The organism is Flavobacterium sp. PLA-1-15 (assembly GCF_049060005.1).
Classification (GTDB): Bacteria; Bacteroidota; Bacteroidia; order Flavobacteriales; family Flavobacteriaceae; genus Flavobacterium.
The window spans coordinates 73956-94689 of sequence record NZ_JBMGQS010000002.1 but is presented as its reverse complement, the minus strand read 5'-3'; the positions used below and the strand labels follow the sequence as shown (position 1 = coordinate 94689).

32 protein-coding genes are annotated in these 20734 nt (G+C 36.2%); 5 read left to right on the top strand and 27 right to left on the bottom strand.

The annotated features are described in order from the left end of the window. Positions 1-2: 2 nt before the first annotated feature. From ACI6PS_RS02495 to ACI6PS_RS02455, 9 genes are all read right to left on the bottom strand, one after another. A complete protein-coding gene (locus tag ACI6PS_RS02495) occupies positions 3-683 on the bottom strand; it encodes a hypothetical protein (protein WP_421010970.1) in 681 nt (226 codons plus the stop codon). Further along, positions 629-1165: an N-acetylmuramoyl-L-alanine amidase gene (locus ACI6PS_RS02490; protein WP_421010969.1), complete on the bottom strand. Its 537-nt coding sequence runs from the start codon at positions 1163-1165 to the stop codon at positions 629-631. Before ACI6PS_RS02490 ends, ACI6PS_RS02495 begins: the two co-directional genes overlap by 55 nt. Next, positions 1155-1367 carry a hypothetical protein gene (locus ACI6PS_RS02485; RefSeq protein ID WP_421010968.1) on the bottom strand — a complete coding sequence of 71 codons (213 nt, stop codon included), beginning with the start codon at positions 1365-1367 and terminating at the stop codon, positions 1155-1157. The genes ACI6PS_RS02490 and ACI6PS_RS02485 overlap by 11 nt, the downstream gene beginning before the upstream one ends. Beyond that, complete coding sequence (locus ACI6PS_RS02480; RefSeq protein ID WP_421010967.1) at positions 1364-1681, bottom strand: hypothetical protein; 318 nt, start codon at positions 1679-1681, stop codon at positions 1364-1366. The genes ACI6PS_RS02485 and ACI6PS_RS02480 overlap by 4 nt, the downstream gene beginning before the upstream one ends. A gap of 65 nt (positions 1682-1746) precedes the next feature. Further along, positions 1747-2277: a hypothetical protein gene (locus ACI6PS_RS02475; protein WP_421010966.1), complete on the bottom strand. Its 531-nt coding sequence runs from the start codon at positions 2275-2277 to the stop codon at positions 1747-1749. A 2-nt stretch (positions 2278-2279) separates the two neighbouring features. Beyond that, positions 2280-2750 carry a hypothetical protein gene (locus tag ACI6PS_RS02470; protein ID WP_421010965.1) on the bottom strand — a complete coding sequence of 157 codons (471 nt, stop codon included), beginning with the start codon at positions 2748-2750 and terminating at the stop codon, positions 2280-2282. Positions 2751-2752: 2 nt separating this feature from the next. After that, positions 2753-3328: a hypothetical protein gene (locus ACI6PS_RS02465; RefSeq protein WP_421010964.1), complete on the bottom strand. Its 576-nt coding sequence runs from the start codon at positions 3326-3328 to the stop codon at positions 2753-2755. Next, positions 3328-4857, bottom strand: coding sequence for a hypothetical protein (locus tag ACI6PS_RS02460; protein ID WP_421010963.1), 1530 nt, complete (start codon positions 4855-4857; stop codon positions 3328-3330). Before ACI6PS_RS02460 ends, ACI6PS_RS02465 begins: the two co-directional genes overlap by 1 nt. Continuing rightward, the gene (locus ACI6PS_RS02455) at positions 4854-5342 is read right to left on the bottom strand and encodes a hypothetical protein (RefSeq protein WP_421010962.1); all 489 of its coding nucleotides are present in this window, start codon (positions 5340-5342) and stop codon (positions 4854-4856) included. The genes ACI6PS_RS02460 and ACI6PS_RS02455 overlap by 4 nt, the downstream gene beginning before the upstream one ends. Positions 5343-5509: 167 nt before the next feature. On the opposite strand from ACI6PS_RS02455, the gene ACI6PS_RS02450 reads away from it, so the two are divergent. After that, the gene (locus ACI6PS_RS02450; RefSeq protein WP_421010961.1) at positions 5510-5986 is read left to right on the top strand and encodes a hypothetical protein; all 477 of its coding nucleotides are present in this window, start codon (positions 5510-5512) and stop codon (positions 5984-5986) included. Here the strand turns inward: ACI6PS_RS02450 and ACI6PS_RS02445 are convergent. After that, positions 5978-6607 (bottom strand): SOS response-associated peptidase, encoded by a 630-nt coding sequence (locus tag ACI6PS_RS02445; RefSeq protein WP_421010960.1) that lies wholly within the window; start codon positions 6605-6607, stop codon positions 5978-5980. The genes ACI6PS_RS02450 and ACI6PS_RS02445 overlap by 9 nt on opposite strands. 382 nt (positions 6608-6989) lie before the next feature. On the opposite strand from ACI6PS_RS02445, the gene ACI6PS_RS02440 reads away from it, so the two are divergent. From ACI6PS_RS02440 to ACI6PS_RS02430, 3 genes are read left to right on the top strand one after another with little or no spacing between them, the layout of a single operon-like run. Further along, positions 6990-7454, top strand: a complete 465-nt coding sequence (locus ACI6PS_RS02440) for a LexA family protein (protein ID WP_421010959.1) — start codon at positions 6990-6992, stop codon at positions 7452-7454. A 2-nt stretch (positions 7455-7456) separates the two neighbouring features. Next, positions 7457-8707, top strand: a complete 1251-nt coding sequence (locus ACI6PS_RS02435; protein ID WP_421010958.1) for a Y-family DNA polymerase — start codon at positions 7457-7459, stop codon at positions 8705-8707. A 12-nt stretch (positions 8708-8719) separates the two neighbouring features. Next, a complete protein-coding gene (locus ACI6PS_RS02430; RefSeq protein WP_421010957.1) occupies positions 8720-9208 on the top strand; it encodes a hypothetical protein in 489 nt (162 codons plus the stop codon). 12 nt (positions 9209-9220) lie between these two features. Here ACI6PS_RS02430 and ACI6PS_RS02425 read toward each other — a convergent pair whose 3' ends face one another. The 16 genes from ACI6PS_RS02425 to ACI6PS_RS02350 form a co-directional block, all read right to left on the bottom strand. Then, positions 9221-9580: a hypothetical protein gene (locus ACI6PS_RS02425; protein WP_421010956.1), complete on the bottom strand. Its 360-nt coding sequence runs from the start codon at positions 9578-9580 to the stop codon at positions 9221-9223. Continuing rightward, positions 9552-10319 (bottom strand): hypothetical protein, encoded by a 768-nt coding sequence (locus ACI6PS_RS02420; protein WP_421010955.1) that lies wholly within the window; start codon positions 10317-10319, stop codon positions 9552-9554. Before ACI6PS_RS02420 ends, ACI6PS_RS02425 begins: the two co-directional genes overlap by 29 nt. 1 nt (position 10320) lies before the next feature. Continuing rightward, complete coding sequence (locus ACI6PS_RS02415; protein ID WP_421010954.1) at positions 10321-10734, bottom strand: hypothetical protein; 414 nt, start codon at positions 10732-10734, stop codon at positions 10321-10323. Positions 10735-10746: 12 nt separating this feature from the next. Next, a complete protein-coding gene (locus ACI6PS_RS02410; RefSeq protein WP_421010953.1) occupies positions 10747-10971 on the bottom strand; it encodes a hypothetical protein in 225 nt (74 codons plus the stop codon). Positions 10972-11111: 140 nt separating this feature from the next. Further along, complete coding sequence (locus ACI6PS_RS02405; protein WP_421010952.1) at positions 11112-11768, bottom strand: hypothetical protein; 657 nt, start codon at positions 11766-11768, stop codon at positions 11112-11114. 2 nt (positions 11769-11770) lie between these two features. Continuing rightward, positions 11771-12544 (bottom strand): hypothetical protein, encoded by a 774-nt coding sequence (locus ACI6PS_RS02400; protein WP_421010951.1) that lies wholly within the window; start codon positions 12542-12544, stop codon positions 11771-11773. 24 nt (positions 12545-12568) lie between these two features. Continuing rightward, positions 12569-12823: a hypothetical protein gene (locus ACI6PS_RS02395; RefSeq protein ID WP_421010950.1), complete on the bottom strand. Its 255-nt coding sequence runs from the start codon at positions 12821-12823 to the stop codon at positions 12569-12571. Then, entirely contained in the window at positions 12824-13060 is a 237-nt protein-coding gene (locus ACI6PS_RS02390; RefSeq protein ID WP_421010949.1) for a hypothetical protein, read from the bottom strand. It abuts the gene before it with no gap. 150 nt (positions 13061-13210) lie between these two features. Beyond that, positions 13211-13633 carry a hypothetical protein gene (locus ACI6PS_RS02385; RefSeq protein WP_421010948.1) on the bottom strand — a complete coding sequence of 141 codons (423 nt, stop codon included), beginning with the start codon at positions 13631-13633 and terminating at the stop codon, positions 13211-13213. Positions 13634-13652: 19 nt separating this feature from the next. Then, positions 13653-13841: a hypothetical protein gene (locus ACI6PS_RS02380; protein WP_421010947.1), complete on the bottom strand. Its 189-nt coding sequence runs from the start codon at positions 13839-13841 to the stop codon at positions 13653-13655. After that, positions 13838-14314, bottom strand: coding sequence for a hypothetical protein (locus ACI6PS_RS02375; RefSeq protein WP_421010946.1), 477 nt, complete (start codon positions 14312-14314; stop codon positions 13838-13840). Before ACI6PS_RS02375 ends, ACI6PS_RS02380 begins: the two co-directional genes overlap by 4 nt. Before the next feature lie 175 nt (positions 14315-14489). Then, a complete protein-coding gene (locus ACI6PS_RS02370) occupies positions 14490-17369 on the bottom strand; it encodes a primase-helicase family protein (RefSeq protein WP_421010945.1) in 2880 nt (959 codons plus the stop codon). Between the two features lie 27 nt (positions 17370-17396). Further along, positions 17397-17645, bottom strand: a complete 249-nt coding sequence (locus ACI6PS_RS02365; protein ID WP_421010944.1) for a hypothetical protein — start codon at positions 17643-17645, stop codon at positions 17397-17399. A 104-nt stretch (positions 17646-17749) separates the two neighbouring features. Beyond that, positions 17750-17986, bottom strand: coding sequence for a hypothetical protein (locus tag ACI6PS_RS02360; RefSeq protein ID WP_421010943.1), 237 nt, complete (start codon positions 17984-17986; stop codon positions 17750-17752). 90 nt (positions 17987-18076) lie between these two features. Next, complete coding sequence (locus tag ACI6PS_RS02355; RefSeq protein WP_421010942.1) at positions 18077-18643, bottom strand: hypothetical protein; 567 nt, start codon at positions 18641-18643, stop codon at positions 18077-18079. A gap of 21 nt (positions 18644-18664) precedes the next feature. Then, positions 18665-18949 carry a hypothetical protein gene (locus ACI6PS_RS02350; RefSeq protein ID WP_421010941.1) on the bottom strand — a complete coding sequence of 95 codons (285 nt, stop codon included), beginning with the start codon at positions 18947-18949 and terminating at the stop codon, positions 18665-18667. Positions 18950-19058: 109 nt separating this feature from the next. Between ACI6PS_RS02350 and ACI6PS_RS02345 the strand changes: the two genes are divergently transcribed. Beyond that, entirely contained in the window at positions 19059-19370 is a 312-nt protein-coding gene (locus ACI6PS_RS02345) for a hypothetical protein (protein WP_421010940.1), read from the top strand. A gap of 248 nt (positions 19371-19618) precedes the next feature. Here the strand turns inward: ACI6PS_RS02345 and ACI6PS_RS02340 are convergent, their stop codons facing one another. Further along, complete coding sequence (locus ACI6PS_RS02340; RefSeq protein ID WP_421010939.1) at positions 19619-20617, bottom strand: SDR family NAD(P)-dependent oxidoreductase; 999 nt, start codon at positions 20615-20617, stop codon at positions 19619-19621. Positions 20618-20734 lie beyond the last annotated feature (117 nt).

Genomic DNA, 20734 nt, shown 5'->3' with positions numbered 1-20734 from the left:
ATTTATTTTGAAGCTAAATTATTTGGACCGGAAAATAGATTTAAGACATGCTTTTTAATATTGGCAAATGACTTAAAGCGATTCTTTAAGTAGATTATGAAACTAACTGCGATAACAATTAGTATCAGCCAAAACCAACCGCAGAATCCAAGATTAAAACCTGTTTTATTTTTTTCTACTGAAGACTTTGCGCTGGAGTAATTTTCCGCCGAAACTTTACCAACCGAAGTTTGGGACCAGGAATCGAAATCGTAATACTGCAGGGATTCTTTTTTAATTGCTGAAGACTTTTCAGTTTCTTTAATTTTCACTTTTCCTTTTCCTTTGATTACCGTCTGAGAAAGGATCTTCCCGTCTTGTCCTTTTTGCGTAATTGCGATTGAATCGCCCTCGCATCCATCGTATTCAATTTCTAAATGCTTTGAATTTTGCTTGGTTTCTTCAGACGATACGGCATCATTCTTAATGTTTGTTTTTGAAGCGACAACTGAATCAGAAGAAACTTCTTTTTTCGATTCAATTTTCTCTCTCGATGCGCTCTTCTTTTTAGATCCGCATCCAACAAATAATAACACCAAACCTATTGTAAAAGCCAAGAGCATTAGTCTGGCCACTATCCTTGTAAATCTCATGCTGCTCTGTTTTTTGGAAGTTTTAATAAATGATAATTCTTGTTGTTGCAATCCATCAAATGCGTGTACTCTTTGTAAGCATCGAACGATGGGCAAAGCTTGATTCTTTCCCATTCTTCAATCGCACCGTTCTTATTTTTATCGTTTGAAAAATGATAATGACCTATAATCATGACATCCTGAAGATCGTTTCCATTCTCAAAAAGCCAATTGATCATTAATAGAATTTCTTTAATCAGAGCATCTTTCTGAGCCTGTGTACGCGTATCTTTTGCTTTATTTACATTATCATGCTCTACACCGCCACGATAGCTAATATGAAGCGCTTCATTATTAAATCCTGCAACTCCATTAGTAATTGCATTGTAATCGGCTAATCGATGAGGCGTACCGTCGTAATCTATCCAGGTGTTGTAACCAGGAGAATTCCATTTTAAAGAATTTTTCCAGAACGCCTGCATACTTTGCAAAGTGCCATGACCCGCTTGACAGTGGACCACTATGTATTTAATTTTTTTTGCCCTATTGTTCATCTTGTAGCGGAGTTGAGATTATACTATCAATTGCAAGCTCATATTCGATTTTATCGATTGTGCGATTAATGGCTTCTTTTTGCAGAGCAATTTCCCTTCGTTGCTCCAGAACTGGAGGCGGTGGATATTTCTTAGGTGTAACCGGAGCCATCACCAATGCACTAAATGCGAAGACTGCTAATACAGAGAATATCGTTTTCATTTTTCTGAATTTATTTTTTCCGATCCCTTATCCGACAGGATAAGTTTCTCAAGAAGATTATTGAATTTGTCCGTATAAAACTCCAGCGATTTTTTATAGCCCTCCTGCTCTTTGGCACGCAAATCATTAACAGTGTCAACTCGAGCAGAAAGGATATTATAATTATCACGGTGCCGTTTATCATTGTAGTATGCTGCTGCTATTATCGCGACAAGAAGCACGATGTAATTGAATTGAATTCTTTTAAGCTGTGGTAAGCGAAAATACCAGTCAAACAACTGAGGTATCTTTTCGAAGTATGCTAGTATTTTCATCAGAGCGTAATAAAAAATTATGCTCCAAACCTACAGCTTCAGAAAAGCATGTTTAAGACATGGTTTTAATACCCAAATACTCTGTTGGATATTTTATTTTGAAGTCGAGACATTTTGAATTTATCACCGCGATTAAGTATGCGGCGAAGGCTTTCCAAATCGAATCCGGATTCATCCAATTCGTATTCTACCATAAATTCTGATATTGCATCACGAACAAGTAGGTCCGGCGATGCTTTGAGCATTCCACGAGTATGAAATACAAATGCAATTCTAAATTGATCCTCTATCAGATTATTGATTTTGATATTTACTTCTTCCGGAACCCTGAGGAAGTGGTTCCGACCTTTCTCGACCTTGTAGATCTTCGCTTCGGTTTGCGTATCAGAGAAAGTGATGTAAACATAATATTTATCCGGTTTGATTGGATTTTCAGTTTTTTGAAGTGATGTAAGGAGCATAAATCCCAATGAAGACTCAGCTGTAATCTTACAGGCCTTGACTTTCATATTTAGATATTGACCATCAACGCCTTCAAACTCTTTCAAAAAGAAAGGTATCAAATGCTGACGAATCTTCACTGGGACAATGTTCATTATCAACTCTTAATTAAAATATTATAATCAATCTGAATTCTATCTTTATTTTCTCGAGTAATTTTTCCTCGTTTAATTAGCGCATAAGGAACAAATCCGATACCAACCAGGGTAAGCCCCACAAAACGAGAAAAAGAGCTGTACTGGCCTTTTCCTTTGCGCTCCTGTCCTTTTGCATAGATCCAATCGGATTTCCATTTTGTGATGAAATTTGTCGCAGCTTGATAATTTAAATAATGATAATCGTGCAACATCGCATCGAGATCCAAGCCAGGTAAATCAGTCAAATCTTTCACGATTGTAGCGCCATCAAACTTTGATGGACTATTACAGAAATAATCGAATGCTTTGATGTAAATCCGTGCTTCTTCTAACGTGTATCCTTTTAGCGACAGATACTCAACAAGATTTTTTCTTATTACAAATAATTCTCCTGGAGAACGATGAAAGTAATGTGATTTTGAGCCCAGCATAATTATAAATTTAAAATGTTAGCCATAAGTTCCGGTGCTTGTGCCTGATCGTTCAGAGTATCAATTAAAGCAAAGGCTTGGTCAACTTTTGTCCAATTTGCATTTTCAATCAACGTCTGGATGAAAGTCCTACATCTCTCGATCATAAACAAAAACACCTGATATTGTGATTCGGCGCTTTCATACATGTAAATAATCAACTCCTGGAATTGTTGCAAACTCATTTCAACTCCAATAGAAAGACCAAATTCAACAGCTTCTTCAGATAAAAGCTGAAGCATGTATGAATCATTTATTAATCCCATAGCAAGCCTATATTTAAGTTCATACATTTCAACTTGTGCAAAAATGTAATCACGCTCACCTTTTTTTCCAATGGCGGCGGCCTTTGCCCTGATCCTAAGGTCGGTTGAATAATACTGAAGACGTTGTATGTAATTATTTGTAATCTCAATATTCTCATCCTCAATTTCGATTTCATACTCTAAAACTTCCCATCCTTCAGGTATATCTTCAATTTTAAATGATTCACTTGACCCTCCATCCGGATTGATACCTTTGTAAACTATTTTTTTCATTAGAAATATTTTAAGTAATGTGGCTTTTTTGGATATGTTGCGAATCTACCTATCTGCACTAAATTGTCAGCAGAAGCGATTGTGGTTACTGCACCTAGATACAATCTTAATTGCGCCCATTTAGAGCCAGTAACACTAATAGGTAAATTTGTACTTAGAGCTTGATTAAAAACTAAAGGACCGTTTAATCCTAATCTTACTTTACATCTTATTGAAGTTGCGCTTTCAACCTCAATCATGACATATAACCATTGAGGCGATGTTATTGTGTAGGCTATAGTTGTACTTACATTCGAGTCTGAAGCTTTAAAAGTCAATTGGTCGTTATTTATTTCTATGCAAATAGCAGTTGAACCAACTAAACTATTCAAAGGAGATACAACGTTACTAATTAGTCCATATCTTTGAATTGTATTTGTTAACCTTAATGGGTTAATAACCATAAATAATGTGGATTCTAGATACATCGGGTTTTGGCTTGAATATCCAACCATATAACCAGAGTTCGCATTTGCAGCACTTCCTCTCAACGTCCAGCATTCTCCAATATCACTAGGTCTATCATATCTTAATCCTACTGGGGATAAACTATCAGATTGAGTTATTATCGTCCCTCCAGATATTGCAGTATTTGAAAATCCAGCAACAGAAGTTGTGTTAAATTTAAAATCAATTAAATTTTCTTGCTTGTAATCATCCATTTTTTGTGATGCAGAAACGAACCGCAATAAATTGTTTGGGACATCCCACATAAAGATTAAAATATAATCTTGATATACGATGAAATCCTTCTTATCCGGAAAGAAGAACTTTGTCCCACTTCCCACCAGCGTATCATTATGCTTGATTAAGAAAGAACCTGGTTGCAAAGATTGGACAATGAAAGGTTGTCCGTCATGAAAATCGGATGAATAAATTTTTGAAATACCAGAAAGTTGAGTAATACTGGCGGTAAATGATATACAAAGTCGGCTTTGCTTGGTATTCATACCAACTATACCAACAACTCCTGAAGTATTTAAAATCCTTGCGGAACGCTCTTCTTTTTCAATATAATTTGTAACCGGAACCGGCACTGTCGGCGTATCTATACTATTATCCCTCACAATGTAACTTGAAAGTGCAATTGTATTCATCGGAATATCTGGAAAGGCAGTAACAGTTGAACTCTCAGGAGCGGCAATTCTTATAAATGTATTTTCTGTCGTTGCCACAATTGTTTCTCCACGCGTTTTACCCGTTGCGGCAAAAGGAACATTCAATGTCACCTGCATCACATTTGAATAAGGTATTTGATCAATAATCCATTTGAACAGAGGTTCAATAACATAATTGTTACCTGTAAATCCGTGATTTTTCTTTACCACAAACCCATTGTTATCAATTGACTTACCTAGATAATTAATTGCGTCACGAAAAGAATTCAGCTCTTCTGCAGTTACAAATGTTTCGGGGCCGAATTGTTGCAGGTATGCCAACAAAGCCGGACTGTTAACCTTGTCTTCAAAATTTATCAAATTAGTGCTCATAGTTCTACTGGAATTAATGATGGTAGGCCAAAGCTCGCTGACGGAACATAACCCGATGGTGTTATACTGGAAGATTCTATCGAAACTTCACAAAGATGATGGTCGGTTTTTATTGTGATTTTAGGAGCCGTATTTTGGAAGAAATCATTTCGCCCGACAACTATGCTTAATCCGGAAGTTAGATTAAGCTTTACGAATTTTGTCTTTTTCAGCAATACCAATCTTTCAGCCCGATACTGATCTGTTGCCGGAAAGCGAAAAACTATCTTTTGCTTGTAGCTGTCACCTGCGGCAGATTCTACTGATTCTTCTGCAAAATCCAAGGTTGACAGTGTGGAATAGATTTTTTCGAAGTCCGTGTCTTCAAATGTGGAATTATAAAACGGTTGCCACCCTTCGATTGCTGACGGAATTGAAGTACCGCTAAACGCAATTTCGACAGAACAGATGTTGGATCTTGTTTTGACTTTATCGAGGATTCCCATTACAATTTTGTTTGCAACGAAATTATGCAAAAGTTTTAGTAAATGCTATAACTTTTCAAATAATGTTTTATTTAATACTATAACTTTAATTATTTGATTACAAGAAGAGTTATCTATTGGATACTGAAGTTTTAAATTTGCTTATTTTTAAGCAAAAATATACTCTCATGGAAACTGCTTTGGAAGGCTATAAGGTACAATTTAAGATTTTAAAAAAGAATTTTCCCAAATTTAAGGATGAAGAATTACAGATCGACGCTGTAAAAAAAATGATCATGTCGGGAAAAGCGGACATGACACTTTTGGAGCAAACAGATGATTATTTTGAATATCCCGAGGGAAAAGGAAATTTTCCTGGATGGAACAATAAAATAAATGTGGATCTATTGATTGAATTTGAAATGCTCCTCACCAAAGAATCTGCAGTTGATCCGGAGGTAATCCGTGAAAAGGCCGTAAAAAAGATCACTGAATCAAATATGATTGACTATTTATATGAGGATGAAGCTGGACGCCATATTGCATTCAATTATTTGAGTGTGGCCGGAATAGATTATAAGGTTCCTGTATCTAAGATCAAAATTCACGACGAAACTTCTAAAAAGACGATGGATCTATTCAATAAAAAAGGAAAATCAAAATAGTTGCAAAGGTAAATCGTCCAGAGGTTTCGCTAAAAGTTCAATTCCTTTCCTATTATGGTATATTTCAAATGGTTCGCCTTTAAGCCACAATTCCTCTTCTTCCTTTTGGAGTATTACAGGCATACGCTTTTTGCTATTATGAATAGTTGCCATCAGCTCATTTGCTTCTGTTGTAAGTATTGTATAGGTTACTTTATCTTCAAATTCCGCGTACAACCCCGCCATTGCAAAAAGTTCGTCTCCAGTAGCAGATATTTGATGTTTTATTTTCAATTTACCTTTTGCATCATTCCACTTCCATTCATAGAAACTAGAAGCAATCACTAGGCATCTATTATCGACGTAGTTCCTAAATGACGGCAATTTTTCTACCGTTTCAATCTTCGCATTCAACAAATTAGTTTTATTACGGAAACTATTTACATCCTTCACAAATGAAGGAAGCAAGCCCCACTCAGCTTTTTTTATAAGTCCTAGATTATCATTCATAATAATGGGAGTAAGGGGATGTGCGAATCCATTATATGATTCAGGCAAAAAATCATCAAGATCTTCTAATGTTGCATTAAATCGTAACTGAACCTGTTTTGAATTTTTATGTTGTTGAAAATGGTAGCACATAATTGTCTTTTTAGGAAGAAAACTATCTCTAAGTTAATTCAAAAAACACAAAAAACGTACTTTAAAAATGTAATAATGTAATTTCAATCGAAATTAGATCGTGAAGGCTTATAAATTCTGGTTTTTTTTATTACAGTCATTTTGTAATTGATGGACTTTTAAAATTTTCAATTTTGTACGCTTCTTTTTAATTACATTTTTTTTGTAATTATTATTACAATATTAAAGTAAAAATGTAATTAAATATCCTAAGAATTTCGCCACCTTACGGCGTATATTACAAAATTACACTTTTAAAGTGACTTTCAGTAAATGAGGGGGTAGGGAGAAAATATGTACCTTTGCGGGAGGCCTGCCTGCAGGTTCGCTAAAAGAAAGAATTATGATAGAGAAAAGCGTGGCCAAAGACGGCCAATTTAAAGAACTGGAACTGTTTCAACCTGAAATCAACCCAACAGAGCTTCCATTGATTGAAGATGGTATACAGGCTGGATTTCCTTCCCCGGCCACCGACCACCTCGAGAGACTGTTGGATATTAATGAATATCTTATAAAAAATCGCCCCGCCACCTTTTACGCAAGGGTGAAAGGGAAATCGATGTTAGGCGCTGGTTTCAACGTTGGGGATATAATGGTTATTGATCGTAGCCTGGAACCGGGAGACGGAAAAATAGCAATATGTTATCTTGATGGGGAATTTACTGTGAAACGGCTCAAGGTAGAAAAGAAAAGGAACCTTGTATGGCTTATGCCGGAGAATGAAGAATTTGAACCCATATTGATAACACCGGAGAATGAAGGATTCCTGGTATGGGGAATTGTTACTTTCATAATAAAAAAAGTATAATTATGTACGCGTTAATTGACGGCAATAATTTTTTCGCAAGTTGTGAAAGAGTGGGCAATCCTGGATTAGTCGGAAAGCCGGTCATTGTTTTGTCAAATAACGACGGTAATGCTATTGCAAGAAGCAATGAAGCTAAAGCGATAGGTATAAAAATGGGCGATCCCCTTTTTAAAATTAAAGATATTGTAAAGCAACACGATGTTAAGGTATATTCTTCAAATTATGGATTGTATGGAGACATGAGCAATCGAATGCTCGATATCATCCGGATGCAAATTCCGTATGTTGAGCCCTATTCAATTGACGAAGCCTTCGGTATGATGCATGGAATCAGTAAACAATACGAAATCTGCGTACAGCTCAGGCACAACATTTATAAGTGGATTGGAATCCCAACAAGTATTGGTTTAGCACCAACAAAATCCCTGGCTAAAGTGGCCAACAAGATTGCTAAAAAATTTCCGGAACGGACCGGAAGCGTATACGCCATAGATTCTGAGGAAAAAAGAATCAAAGCTTTGAAGTGGACTGAAATTGATGACGTCTGGGGAATCGGCAGGGCTTATGCCAATAAACTAAAGAGCAAGGGTATCTTTACTGCTTATGACTTTGTTACGAAAGTCTCCGGCGACTGGGTTAAGAAAAACATGACGATAGTTGGCTATAGATTGCAACTTGACCTGCAGGGAATTTCGACGCTTTTTTTTGAAGACATTCAGGACAAGCAGAACATAGCCTGTACAAGGTCTTTCGAAAGAAACATTCAAGACAAAAAATACCTGGAGGAAAGAATCTGTACCTTTTCTGCAAACGTGGCCGAGAAGCTTCGTGGCCAGAAAACACATTGTTCGATGATTTATGTTTTTCTAAACACCAACAGGTTCCGGCCAGACCTCCCCTCCTATAATCCTGGTGTTTATTTTGCAACCGATTATCCAACCAATTCAACTTTTGAAATTACACGAGCGGCGCTCAAAGGGTTGAGCTCTATCTTCAGGGAAGGATTCGATTATAAAAAGGCGGGAATAATCGTTTCCGGAATTACACCGGAAAGCAGCTATCAATTAAGTTTTTTTGGAAGTGAAAAACCAAAAGACCAGGACGCGATGAAGGCCATTGACCTATTGAATAAAAAATACGGCCGACATAAAATCGCATTTGGAGGCCAGGACATAACAAGAATTATGAAAATGAGACAACATAATGTTTCAAGAAACTTTGCAGGAAATTGGAATGAACTAATAGAACTATAAATTATGGCTGATTTGACACAATTACAAATACGAATCCTAGAGGATTTGAAAACCAAATTCAACATTAAAGAATTGGATACAAAGACTAACGATAAAATATTATTGTTAGACAGTTTGATACTTTATTTATATCAGCAGTTTTTTTCTCCAAAAACCGATGAGCTGGACTTGTTTGAGATTATCGATAATGTGCAGTATTATATACTGCAGAATATGAATGAAGCTTTTACTGGAGAAAAAGCAATCGATACGCTTTTTGATTACGCCAACAAGCTTGCAGGAACCGACTCTTTAGCATCATTGGAACCGATAGCTTTAAAAAACTATTTGTCATTGATTACTGAAGGGATGAAATTTTATCACGGGTTTGGTTTTGGCGATGAAATTTCAGAAGAAGAAGGCTTGGATTGGCAGATGGATATCGTCAACTTTTCAAATAAAAAATTAAAGCTTCAGGGTTATGAAATTTCTTGGGATTTGGTTATAAAAAAAGCCGACTAGTGTCGGCTTTTTCTATTCTTTTAATGATTTTTCCCAATCTCGAAATTCTTTTTCAAAAACTAATTTACCAAGATTAGCCATACAATCTCCTACGTTCGTAAAGCCTTTGTAAATAGAAAACTCTACTTTTCTTTGATAAGCATCTTCAGGAAGTTCCGGAGTATTTCCCTGATGTAATACACCAAACATTTTTGCTTGAGCTCCGAAACCACGAGTAGCTTTAAAAGCATCGAGTTGAACCTTGGCATTATTAATTATTGTTCCTGCTATTTCATTTATAGCTTTAGCGTCTTCGCGCTTGATATCTCCTTTTGATAGACGATCTAAGGTATCAAAAAGTTTATCATTTAGTGAATTCAGATTTGTTTCCATTTTCTATTTGTTTTTTTATTTTATTAATTAACCTGGTTGCTTTTCTTATATCATCAGGGTATTGCATTCTTCTTTCAAGATTTCTTCTTTGGTGTTCCAATCTATCAATAATCTCTAGGTCCTGGAGTAAATAAAGATTTTTATACTCTGTGCCGATTTTTACCACTACATATTCATTCGAAGATAAAACACCAAATTCCTGTTCCCAAAGCCACCGATAATAAGGAAGATAACCAATTACTGTTTTAATATATGGTACCTTATTATCTGGGTACTTTTTTGATTGTCTCCAAAAAACTATTGTTCCAATTGGATTACTTCCCACAGCCTCCCACCTTTTGACGGGACAATCTTTAAATCGACCGTTTTCAAGATTGCGCTGAAATATTAATTGGATTTCATTTACAGATCGTTTCAACTTAAGATATTTCCTTTTTTTCTCAATATGCTTTAATGTCCATTTTTTATTTTTTGGCCACTTGCTTTCAAAAATCTCTGCTAGCTCTACATCACCAATTTGTTGAAAATTATCCTTCAGAAAATTTACTTGTTCAACTGTCCAATACGCGAGCTCCATTCTTTTTAATCCCATAGAATAAAGCAACTGCCTGGTTACATTAAGATGAATACCAAAGTGAGATGCAATCTCTCTATTTGTCATTTTATCATAATTTGCACGAATGAATTTTTCTTCTTCAGGTGTAAATATGATTTTCGCATGTTTACCTAATACTGGCATATCAATCAGAATTATTGAAATTATCGGAAATTTCTGGAATTATTTGGGGAGACGAAACCAAACTTTTTATTCTCAAACGTTCCAATTTTTGAAATTCAGGCATTAGCGTAATAATATCTGAAGGTGAAAGATTAACCAACTCTACAATTTTCGCTATAATGTTTGAAGCTTCAACTTTGTTTTGGGGAAATACGATCGACATTTGATTCAGGATTGAATTTGGACGATCATGCGGAATTAAAACAGGTCGAGGTCCATCGGAATTATCGGAATTCCGATAATTCCGGCCCATCTTTATCTGGAACTCCGACCTGTTCAATAACAGATCGGTTTCCTGAAGCTCATTACTTGAGCATGCATTTAGAAATTGCTCTGGAGTAATTTCTAATTTGAAGTATTTGTTTAGTTCTGGCATAGGATCTCTTTTTTATTTCACCAATTCTAGGTCTTCGTGAGATACACGATATACATGTATTCTATCTTTACTTACTACATCGAAGTAAACTTTGAGTTCTCGAGATTTACATATAATTGTTACCTCGCTACCGGAACATATTTTTTCATCTGCTCCATTTACCAATTCTCTTAATGTTATTGCTTTCTTTTCTTTAAAAAAGCTATTCGGCTTATTGTATGCAAAATTGAATTCCATAATTTTTTATTTAAAATGATTAAAAAGAAAGAAAATAATACCGCCTCCGGAAACCAACCCAATGCAGAACCACAAGATCCTGGCAACACGCAGATTCATTTTATGCTCCAACCTGCACTCGTAAACACACACTTTGTTTTTCATGATAAGAAGTTTTCTGGTTGCTCTATTTTTTCAAACTTGATTACCCACACCCAAGGATTTTTTAGCCAGGATCCACGTCCGTAAATTGATTCCCAAAGTGTCCCAAAACTCCAAACGGCATCAATATCAGTAACCGCCTCATGTGGACTTAGGTAATTAACATATCCTGTAGATCCATAATCAGAATGCTTTACAACTCCTTCGGCTATTGCGTCTTCTTCAGTAATGTTTTGTAATCTTTCTACATGAATGCTTGTTATTTTATAGAAGAGACGTGCAGCTTCTTTTGGCATGTGGATAGAAGGTTTCCATCTGTCATAGTCAGTAAGCAAAGTTCCATTTGGCGCTTTGTACACATAATTTCCTTCGAAACCTTCTTCGTAGAAAGTTTCTCTTACCCAGAGCACATCTCCTACTTCTCCGTAGGGGCATTTAATTACATCGAAAATTTCATAGCGTTCCTCTACAGTTTCCAATCTTGATCGGGAAATCCATTTTCCTTCGAAAGGAAATTGATTGTCCTTAACAATTTCGTTAGCTCTTGGATCAATATTTTCTAATCCCTGCAGACGACGGGTTTGAGACTTTCTATTTTCGAGTAATGATTGCACTACCGAAGTAGCGCAAATCATTGGGATGAATTTAAAGCTCATAGCTAGTACCTTTTTATGTAGAAATAATCTTCACCATCGTAAGCAACTTCTTCTCCATGAATTTTGGAAAAAAGATCTACAATTAAACTAAAATCAAAAACATCTGGATCCGCATCACAATTATAAATAGTCCTTGATACTTCCATGTATTCTTCAACATTGTTTACCAATTGCTCAAGGAAACCTCTATTGACTGAAATTGATACATCAAACGTATTAAAACCATCTTTTGCCCGAATGAAATCTAATATGCCAGAATCCCGCATTATTATTTCGTTCATCACACCAACAAGCTGTGATTTATGCTCAATAACAGCATTGGTTAAGAGTTCAGCATTTTTAATTACCGGTTTTACCTGAAGCTCCACAGATGGTTTGCCGTCCATCTTTGAACGAACTTTATCATGAGAAAGACTAGCGTAATGGTCCAGGTTCTTACCACGGTTCAAAGCAATGATGTTTAGGTAGTACAAAACATCTGCAACCTCTAAATCGAATTTTTCAAAACTTTCATCGTTTACGTAAACTTGATAATCTTTTTCAGGATTTTTACGCAGTTTCTTTTTCAGATCATCAATCATCTCCGCTGAATTGATCGCGATACCGAAAAGATTCTGTTGAATTGGAACAAATTCCTCCCTTGTATGGATGAAGGTCTCATTAAGCACTTCTCCAGCTTCACCGAAAAGTCCTAGTAATGCGACTGGAGAAATTTCTGTATTCTCCTTGTATCCTAATTCTTTTTGTAATTGTGTTAATTGTTCAATTGCGTTCATAATGCGTATTTATTTAAGTGATTATTAATTTTTTTTCTTTGATGCTTTAAGCCTGATTTCGAAATTTCTATTGCCAAGCATTACAGGCTTGCTTTCCAAACCTTCGTAAACTTTAATTTTGAATTCCTCAAATTGGTCCATTCTATCCGGACCGACAACCTCTTTTAATTTAGCTTCAAGAAGTTCCGTGAATATTTCTTCTGAAACTTTTTCGAAGTTGAATACGAAATTAAAACCTTGACTTTTTGCCGCTTTTGCAACGTGATATGATTTTTCCATTTAATTATTAGTTAGTGATTTATACTCCAATCCAAAAACAACTTCTACACCAGCTCTAAACTTAAGAGAAGCTGCATCAAAACCATAGACTGCAACATCCTGATTCTGACTGATTTTTGAGAATGTTATGTAAATTGCTTTACATGCCTTGAATTGGGAATTAAGCTCATTGATATCCTCAATGATTTTATTTTTAAATTTTTCAATTTCAGAAGCCGGAAAAATAATCCGATCCATCTTTTTGAAATATTCCAGGACCGCTTTCTGGAGTCGGTTCTTGGTTGAATAAGTGTGCTCGACCGCGAAGAGATAATGTGAGTGATTCATATGCGTATTTATTTAAGAGACTAAAAATTTAAATTTATCTTCTTACTTCAGTTGTATTTTTTAAGATTTCAAATCAATCAAATTGCCATCTTCATCAAGAGCTTGAGTAATTGGTTTTATTGAACTCAAGACTTCACAATCAATTAGATTTGATTCAATAGAAATTATCTCATTACGCTTGCACATAAAAGGATGGTATTTCAAATCTGATTCTGAAAATTTAGTTTTAATTTCAGAGTCCATTAATGACAAAGCTTCAAATCCAAGTGACAGAATAGAATTAATATCGGCACCCAATCCCATCGCGAATGAAGGATGAATAGTTACTGGTTTATCTGTTCCATTGGCCGTGAGATTTTTGTAAGCAAAGAGATGCTCATAATTATCATCTCCTGCATATTCACACAAAAATTTTAGTTGCTGCTCTGAAAGGTCGATTTCAATATTGAATCTATATTTTTCTCCTTCAATGATGGTTTTCATTTTCGTGTTTTTAAGTGATTTATAATTGTTCCACATCCTGTGGATGGTATTTTTCTGGTTTATCAGTTCCTTTAATTTGCACCAGGATCAGATAAACAAATCTTTGTCCGGCTAAAACATAATCACGAGTTCCGGTTATGGTACCTTCCTGAAGCAATGCCAGAACCCGGGTTCCCTTTTTCATCCAAGGTTGTTTTCTTAAACTCATGCTGATTTTAATATTTTATATATTTCGAAAGTCTGCTGCCTATTCGGCACGTATAGTATTCCATCGGCCAATCCTTTGTTTATTGCTTCCATATCTGAACTACTACTTAAAATCAAAGGGCCTGTTATAGTATCTGGCGTGTTTTTTGAATAGTAGACCACATCATCCTTCAGCATTCTGGGATTCCAAAAAAGGTCGTAATCATCTGCAGGGCGGAGAATTAATTCAAAAGTAAAGCCCCCTTCGTCATGGGTCTCTGATAACCGATATAAGAACTTTTCATAAAGGGCTACAGCTAGATAATAAGTTGCATACATGCTCGTAGAATTTATCACATGAGTGCTTGTGAATTTTCCAGTGAGCATATCTCTAATGAATAAGATTTTGTTTTCCCTTGGAATTTCATCCTGAGTAAAAACATCATTCTTTGAGGCTCTAACCAACGTTGCTTTAACTTTAATTAATTTTTCCATAATTGAGATTTTTAGATCACTCTCCGGAATGCAAGATGACTTGCTACATAAAGTATTTTTGAACGCTGTATGAATTTGTAATCAATGAGCCAGGCGAAAATGCTCGCTATCTGATACAGCTCCTCAAGCGTTTTTACTTCGGAGAATATTTTTAATCTTTCTTTATTTGTATACATTAGTCCCTGTCAAATACTGTTAAACCATCGTCTTCTTTTACTTCTTCTTGGATAATTTTCTCAACCAATCCTGTCTGTTGTGACTTTTGGGTATCGATATAAATTACTTCCTGGCTTTTATTATTTATTGTCTTTATGATCCTGTTAGCCGAATTGAGCATATCCTTGGGATTCATGACCCAACCGTTCCATTTACAATAAGCTTTTATACATTTTTTGAACTTTGTGGTGGTCCATTTTGTAACCTTGGCATCTTTTTGGAACAGATCGAAGGCATCTTCTTTTGAAAAATCCTTGTCCAGGTACAGATATTCTCCAAAAACATCTCTCTGCAGGAAGAAAGCATCCGCCCATCCAATAAAAGCTTCACCCATTTCAGCCTGCAATGTCCTTTTAGTAACATTATCCATTGGAGGATTTATCTTTTCTTCGGTTGACAAGTAGAACTGCAGACATTGAGCACAGAAATTGTAATAATGATTGTACTGGTCCCATCCGAAATCAGTGAAAAGATTTTGTCCATCGAAATCGTCTGAAACTTTTCTGACTTGCTTATATTCTTCCTCATTCAAACCGTGATAGTAATCTGAAAACACTGTTATCAGAAGCCGTCGAGCTGTCGATGGATCGACATTTCTTAAAGCAAAGTTTGAGGTGAAAATAAACTTTGGCGACTTTTCGAAAGGAATTTCAAAAGGCGACCCATTTTTAGGATTTACTTTCAGTGAACCTGTTATTTCAGAAAAGAAGAAATCAAAATTTAAATGCTGTGTGGCATCATCAATCAGGATATAATCAGTATCCTCAGATACCTCATGATAGATGAAGTCGTTTGTTGTAAGCTTTGGGTCACGACCCTTTAGGTATACCCTTCTTTTCAGTATTTTGTTTAAGAACCCATAACCAAGAGACTTACCAGAACCACCATGGCTTTCTCCTAAATCAGAAACTTTATTGTCCATTGCAAAAATGGCCCAAGGCTTATTGTAATTCTTATACTTATGGAGTGCATAGCCAATTGAAAACATCTTATTTATTAAGTGAAGTTTCTGCTCCAAAATTTCATCTGCAGATAAATTCTCACCATCAATTTTGAATTTATTTGCTTTGAAATATTCTTCCTCTTCCTTCGGAGGTCGACCTTCAAAATGATCTTCAAGTTCTTTTTTCCAATGTACTCTCGAGGTGTTAATCAGATAGTTGAAAAACATATTGTCTTTTCTATGAATTTCTATATCAAAATCGCCATCGCTATCTTTAGATATTGTAAAATGAGGTTCCTCTTTTTTAATATCAAAATCGATAATCTTATCTTCCCACACATATTTTTCAACGTCACCTTGCTTGTACTCGATGATTTCATTGCCAGTTATTTTCCAAACTTTTTTTGTAAAAAATAAATATTGGGAATTTCTATCTGCAGACTGAAAATCTATTTTAACACTTGGAAGCTTTGATAAACTTCTTTCACCTAATTGTGGCGATTTGTATATGTAATCTCTTAAATCCGGACTCATTCCTCGTTCCTCAAGAAATGAATGAACAAAGTTTTCGATTTGATATGGCTCCAAGATTCTTATAATTGAACCTTCCTTTTTAATGAAAATATACCCTTCCTTTTCTGTTTCACTTTCATAACGTCCAAAACCTAGCATCGACAAAAAATGATATAACCTGGTATTTGAGAGGTTGTAATTTAATTTCCCTTGTGCATTTGTATATTCGGTCCAGAATTGAAGAGGCAATGCATTGGCGACAAGTTTTTTGAAGCCGTTGATAAAAGACATATTGTCTTCTTTATTGAAAACCTCCACATAATCTTTAAAATCCTTTCTGGGATTTCCTCTTTTGTCCCTGTACTCTTTCAGCTTTTCTGGAAGCCAAAGCATTTTTATATCAAGGTATTTTAGGCCTACACTAAGGGCTTGTTTTACTCCAGTTGAATCTAGATCGGCGATGTAGATGATTTCTTTCGCACATTTCTTTAATTCCTTGTAATCGTCCCAAGTCAAATGCTCACTTTCAGAATTGAACCAGACTCCATAATATCCAAATGACCTTAAATTCAAGCCATCACTACCGCCGGAAACCATAAATACTCTTTCCAGCCTTGGATCAGTTTTTTTCCTCTTACTTTTTTTCCCATCTTCTTCATCATCTTCTTCGTAATCATCATATCCATCTTCTTCCTGTTTCTTCTTAATTTTCTTAAATTCCTTTTGGATAATATCCAATCCCCAAACGTGATGCTTTGGTTTGTCTCCGGCATAACGGAATCTATATTGTTTTTCATAAGACATTGGCTGATAAATCTTTTGCCAGTCTCCGAAATCAAACACGAATATTGGATAGTCTTCGGTAGCAATAGTAGTTACTGCTTCATTTTCTTTGAAAAATGTAAAGCTTTTACAGTTTTTTAATTTGTATTCCGTACAATGAACTTCGTTGATTCTTGGGCCAAGCATTTTTAATTGATCATGGGTGAAAACTTTGAAATATTCAAATTTGTATTTTCCTTTTTCTTCATCGTTTTCAAGAGGCCGTTTCTCAATGATAGGCATATGAACCTGAAATTTTGCACCCTTAATTTTATATTTTGCACCTAGAAAAGTGCAAGCTTTTCCATAATCTAATCCTTCTTCAAGCATACAAACTTGGATGCCGTTTCTGGAAACCTGATCACCTCCAAAATCAGTCACTACCCAAATACCATCCTTTAATTGTTTGATAGATGCTGAAGCGGTCTTTTCGCTTTCTCGAATTTTAAATTGTTTTGCCGACTTTTCTAAGACATTTCGAGCATTCGGGTAATAATCTAAGATAATGTCTAAGCCTCCATTTGTGGCATCAAATATATCAGTGTCTTTTACGTAACTCATTTATGTTTTGAGTGTTTTTGGTTTTGGTTACATTTTATCTTTTCTGTCTTCAGGGAATGTTGACCGAATTGCTCCAGCAATTGCAGCTTCAAATTTTGAGATAATCTTTTCGGGATTATTTACCTCGATATCTGCTTTCTGCAGAAGTAACTGCTCCAGTTCCAGTTCTGCCTTTGGTAGCAGTTTCTGCCTATCGGCTTCAGTAAAAAGTTCTGAATCTTTCAACTGCTGAATTCGGGCTTCAGCTGCATTGATTTTTGATTGTAGTGGATCCATAATTTTGAATGTATTACCAATGTTTTTTGAGAATGTTTTTATTGCTGAAGACCAATGCTATCCTAAAAATTAAATTTCTAATTTTCGTATTGGTGGCTCTTCGCCTATTCATTTACTTTATTTTGAAACTTGACATTCACACCATTTCCGGAACGCTTCATAGTGTAATTGAGTCCTGTTAGCTCTAATTGATAAATATCGTCTCGAGTAATTTCTCTATTGACTACAGCTGAGACTGATAACACGTTACCGCTCATTCCGTTTTTTACTATTGGATTTTGTTTGAAAACGGTCTGTAAGGTTGCTGAGGCCAAATTGCCTTCGTTTTTTGTAAAATTCATAATGTTTAAAGTATTGGTTAAAAACCACCCACGGCTGGGTGGTTTGTGAAGCATGTGTAAGCACACATAAAAAAGGGTAAGAACGTATATCTAGTCTTTCGACCAAATGAGGGAGAAACGGATTCCAATCTTGGTAAGCTCCTGCTTAGTCTGGACGGCAACCTTTTCGTGTAAATATTTTTTAAGCTGATGGAAAGTGCCCAGGGCAAGATTCATTTCTTCAGCAATAACTTCGTTTGTCTTGTTCGTTGCAGATAGCTGAATGAGCTTCACCTCGTTCATGTTTAATCTTTGACCATTGATTATGGGCAACTTGCAAAGTATTCCTTCGTGTTTGCAGAAACCGTGATTAGGACATGGCCAATATTCACCATCCTGCAATACATTGTCTTTAATATCTGGCTGAAAGTCCAAACCACCGAATCTACATTTGGCAAACTGCTCAATTCTTTTAATTCTTGAGTTGGGATGCATTTCAGTCAGGGCATTTTCAATTTCGGAATGATTCGCAATGTGCTCTTCTAACAGCTGGCTGACTTGGTATGGGATCTCGTTGAAATTTTTGACGGACCCATTCTGGATTATTTTGAATTCATTGTCCAGGAGAAAAAATTCCAATCCGTGACAATTCATTCCAGGATAAATTCTAATGTTCATTTGCGTAATTGTTTAAGTGATTTACTCAGATAAGTTTTCTATCAGCTTTTCTTTTTGCAGTTTATTATGTTTGGCTACCTCGACCATAGCGTTTACAATTGCAAAATGATTAGATCTGATTTCCTCCGGCTTTTTAATTCGGACGTTTCGAATTACGTTAGCGGAAAATTTGTCGCCAGAAGCCGTTAGTTTTTCCTTCACCAAAGCCACGTAACTTTCAGGAAGATGCTCTTCGATAATCTCGAAAGCTTTGACGATATGTAAACGCATATCGCTCTTGTTCTTTTTTTCTGTTATATTTGTCATAGTTTCTTATTTCTGTGTCAAACTTAATAAAAGTTTAAGTACCTGATTAAACTTTTAATCATAAAGTTTAAGTGTTTACTTTAATTTATACTCATTATAAATAATAATTATGGGATTTTCGGCTAAAATAAAGGCCTTTTTTGAAGCCAAAGGCTTAAATAACAGGGATGTAAGCAAGATAATGGACGGCTATAGCGAAGTCATGATCTCAAATTATAATAATTCGGATAATTGGAAAGACAATTATATTAAGCGTTTACTAAAACACTTTCCGGATATGGATTTGAACGCCCTACTGAAAGACGAAGAAGATCTACAGGTAGTTTCTGATATGAGAAATGAGCATAAAAAAGAAAGCCTCCAAATCATAGAAGATCTAGAGGCGAAATTAAAATCACTTAAAGAGAATTTGTCACAATAGTGACACAAGTATATATTTTAACCAGTCATAACGGGTGTGTTTGAATCCAGTCGAGGTCACAAATTTAAATCCTTAAACTCTTTATTATAAAGGTTTAAGGATTTTTTTTTGTCTAATAATTTTAGCTTCCTCCAGATAGCTTCATTAATGTTAACATTATTAAATAAACAGTTGACATTGAAATTACAATAATTATCCGTCAAAGAGATATTTTCTTTAACTAAAAAATTCCCGATTAAGGCTGGTGTTTAATCACTGCTGCGTGATAATTTCCCCACCGCCGTAAGCACCAATCCAATCCCCAATCCTGCCAATACTGCGATTCCTATATTCCTGTTCCGTGCGGGCATCTTCTCATTTCCATAGACACGCATTAGTCCTTTTGAGTTATCCAGAACATTTCCAGGATTGCCATCCTTATCCAAATTGGCTTTCATTTTTATCCTTACGGCAGCGGATGCCGTATTGATGATGGGTTTCGGAAACAGCCTGTAGATATTGGCAAGGGTGGCCGCCCTGTAATCGGGAAACAGGTCCTTTTGTGGCTGCAAAGCCAGCTCAACCATCTTTGCCGCGGTATCCCGTGGGTCGGATGCGATGGGCGGAATTGACATCGAAAAGCCCGAATACTTGGCCGAGTGAAGGTTGCCGGTAGAGTTCTGCAACTGCGGATAAAGATTGCAAATGTGTATATCCCTCCTATTTGAAATTTCCCCCTGCAGGCATTCCATCATCCCCCTTATGCCATATTTCGTAGCGGAATATACCGCGCTGTAAGGCGCCGGCATGAAGCCGCCAATGGATACATTGTTGATCAGGATGCCTTTATCCTGCGCCTTGAAAATCCTGAGCGCATTGTATGCGCCGTGCATGTACCCGAAGAGATTGGTCCTTATGACCTGCTCGTGGATCTCCATTGGAATCTCTTCGAATTTCCCGCTGGCCATTACGCCCGCATTGTTGACCCAAACGTCAATCCTGCCATTGATCCTCTGGGCTTCCCCAGCCACCCTTTGCACATCTTCGGCTACCGACATGTCCGCCCGTATTCCAACGGCCGTAACATTGAACGCCTGGCAACGCGATACCGCTTCCCTTATACCTGCCTCTCCCCTGGCAACTATCACTACGTTCGCTCCCTCTTGGGCGAATGCCTCAGCAGCCGCAAGTCCTACGCCGCTGCTTGCTCCGGTAATGACAATGGTCTTGCCCTGCAGGCGCTTTTCTTCGTTTTCACTAATTTTCACGGATAAATTCTTTAAGTTAGCAATTCTTTTTATTTATAGGGTGTCTATAATTTAGACCTACCCAGTTGGTACAACAGTTTAAATTACTAATAATTATAGCTCCGAGGCTTGACTTTA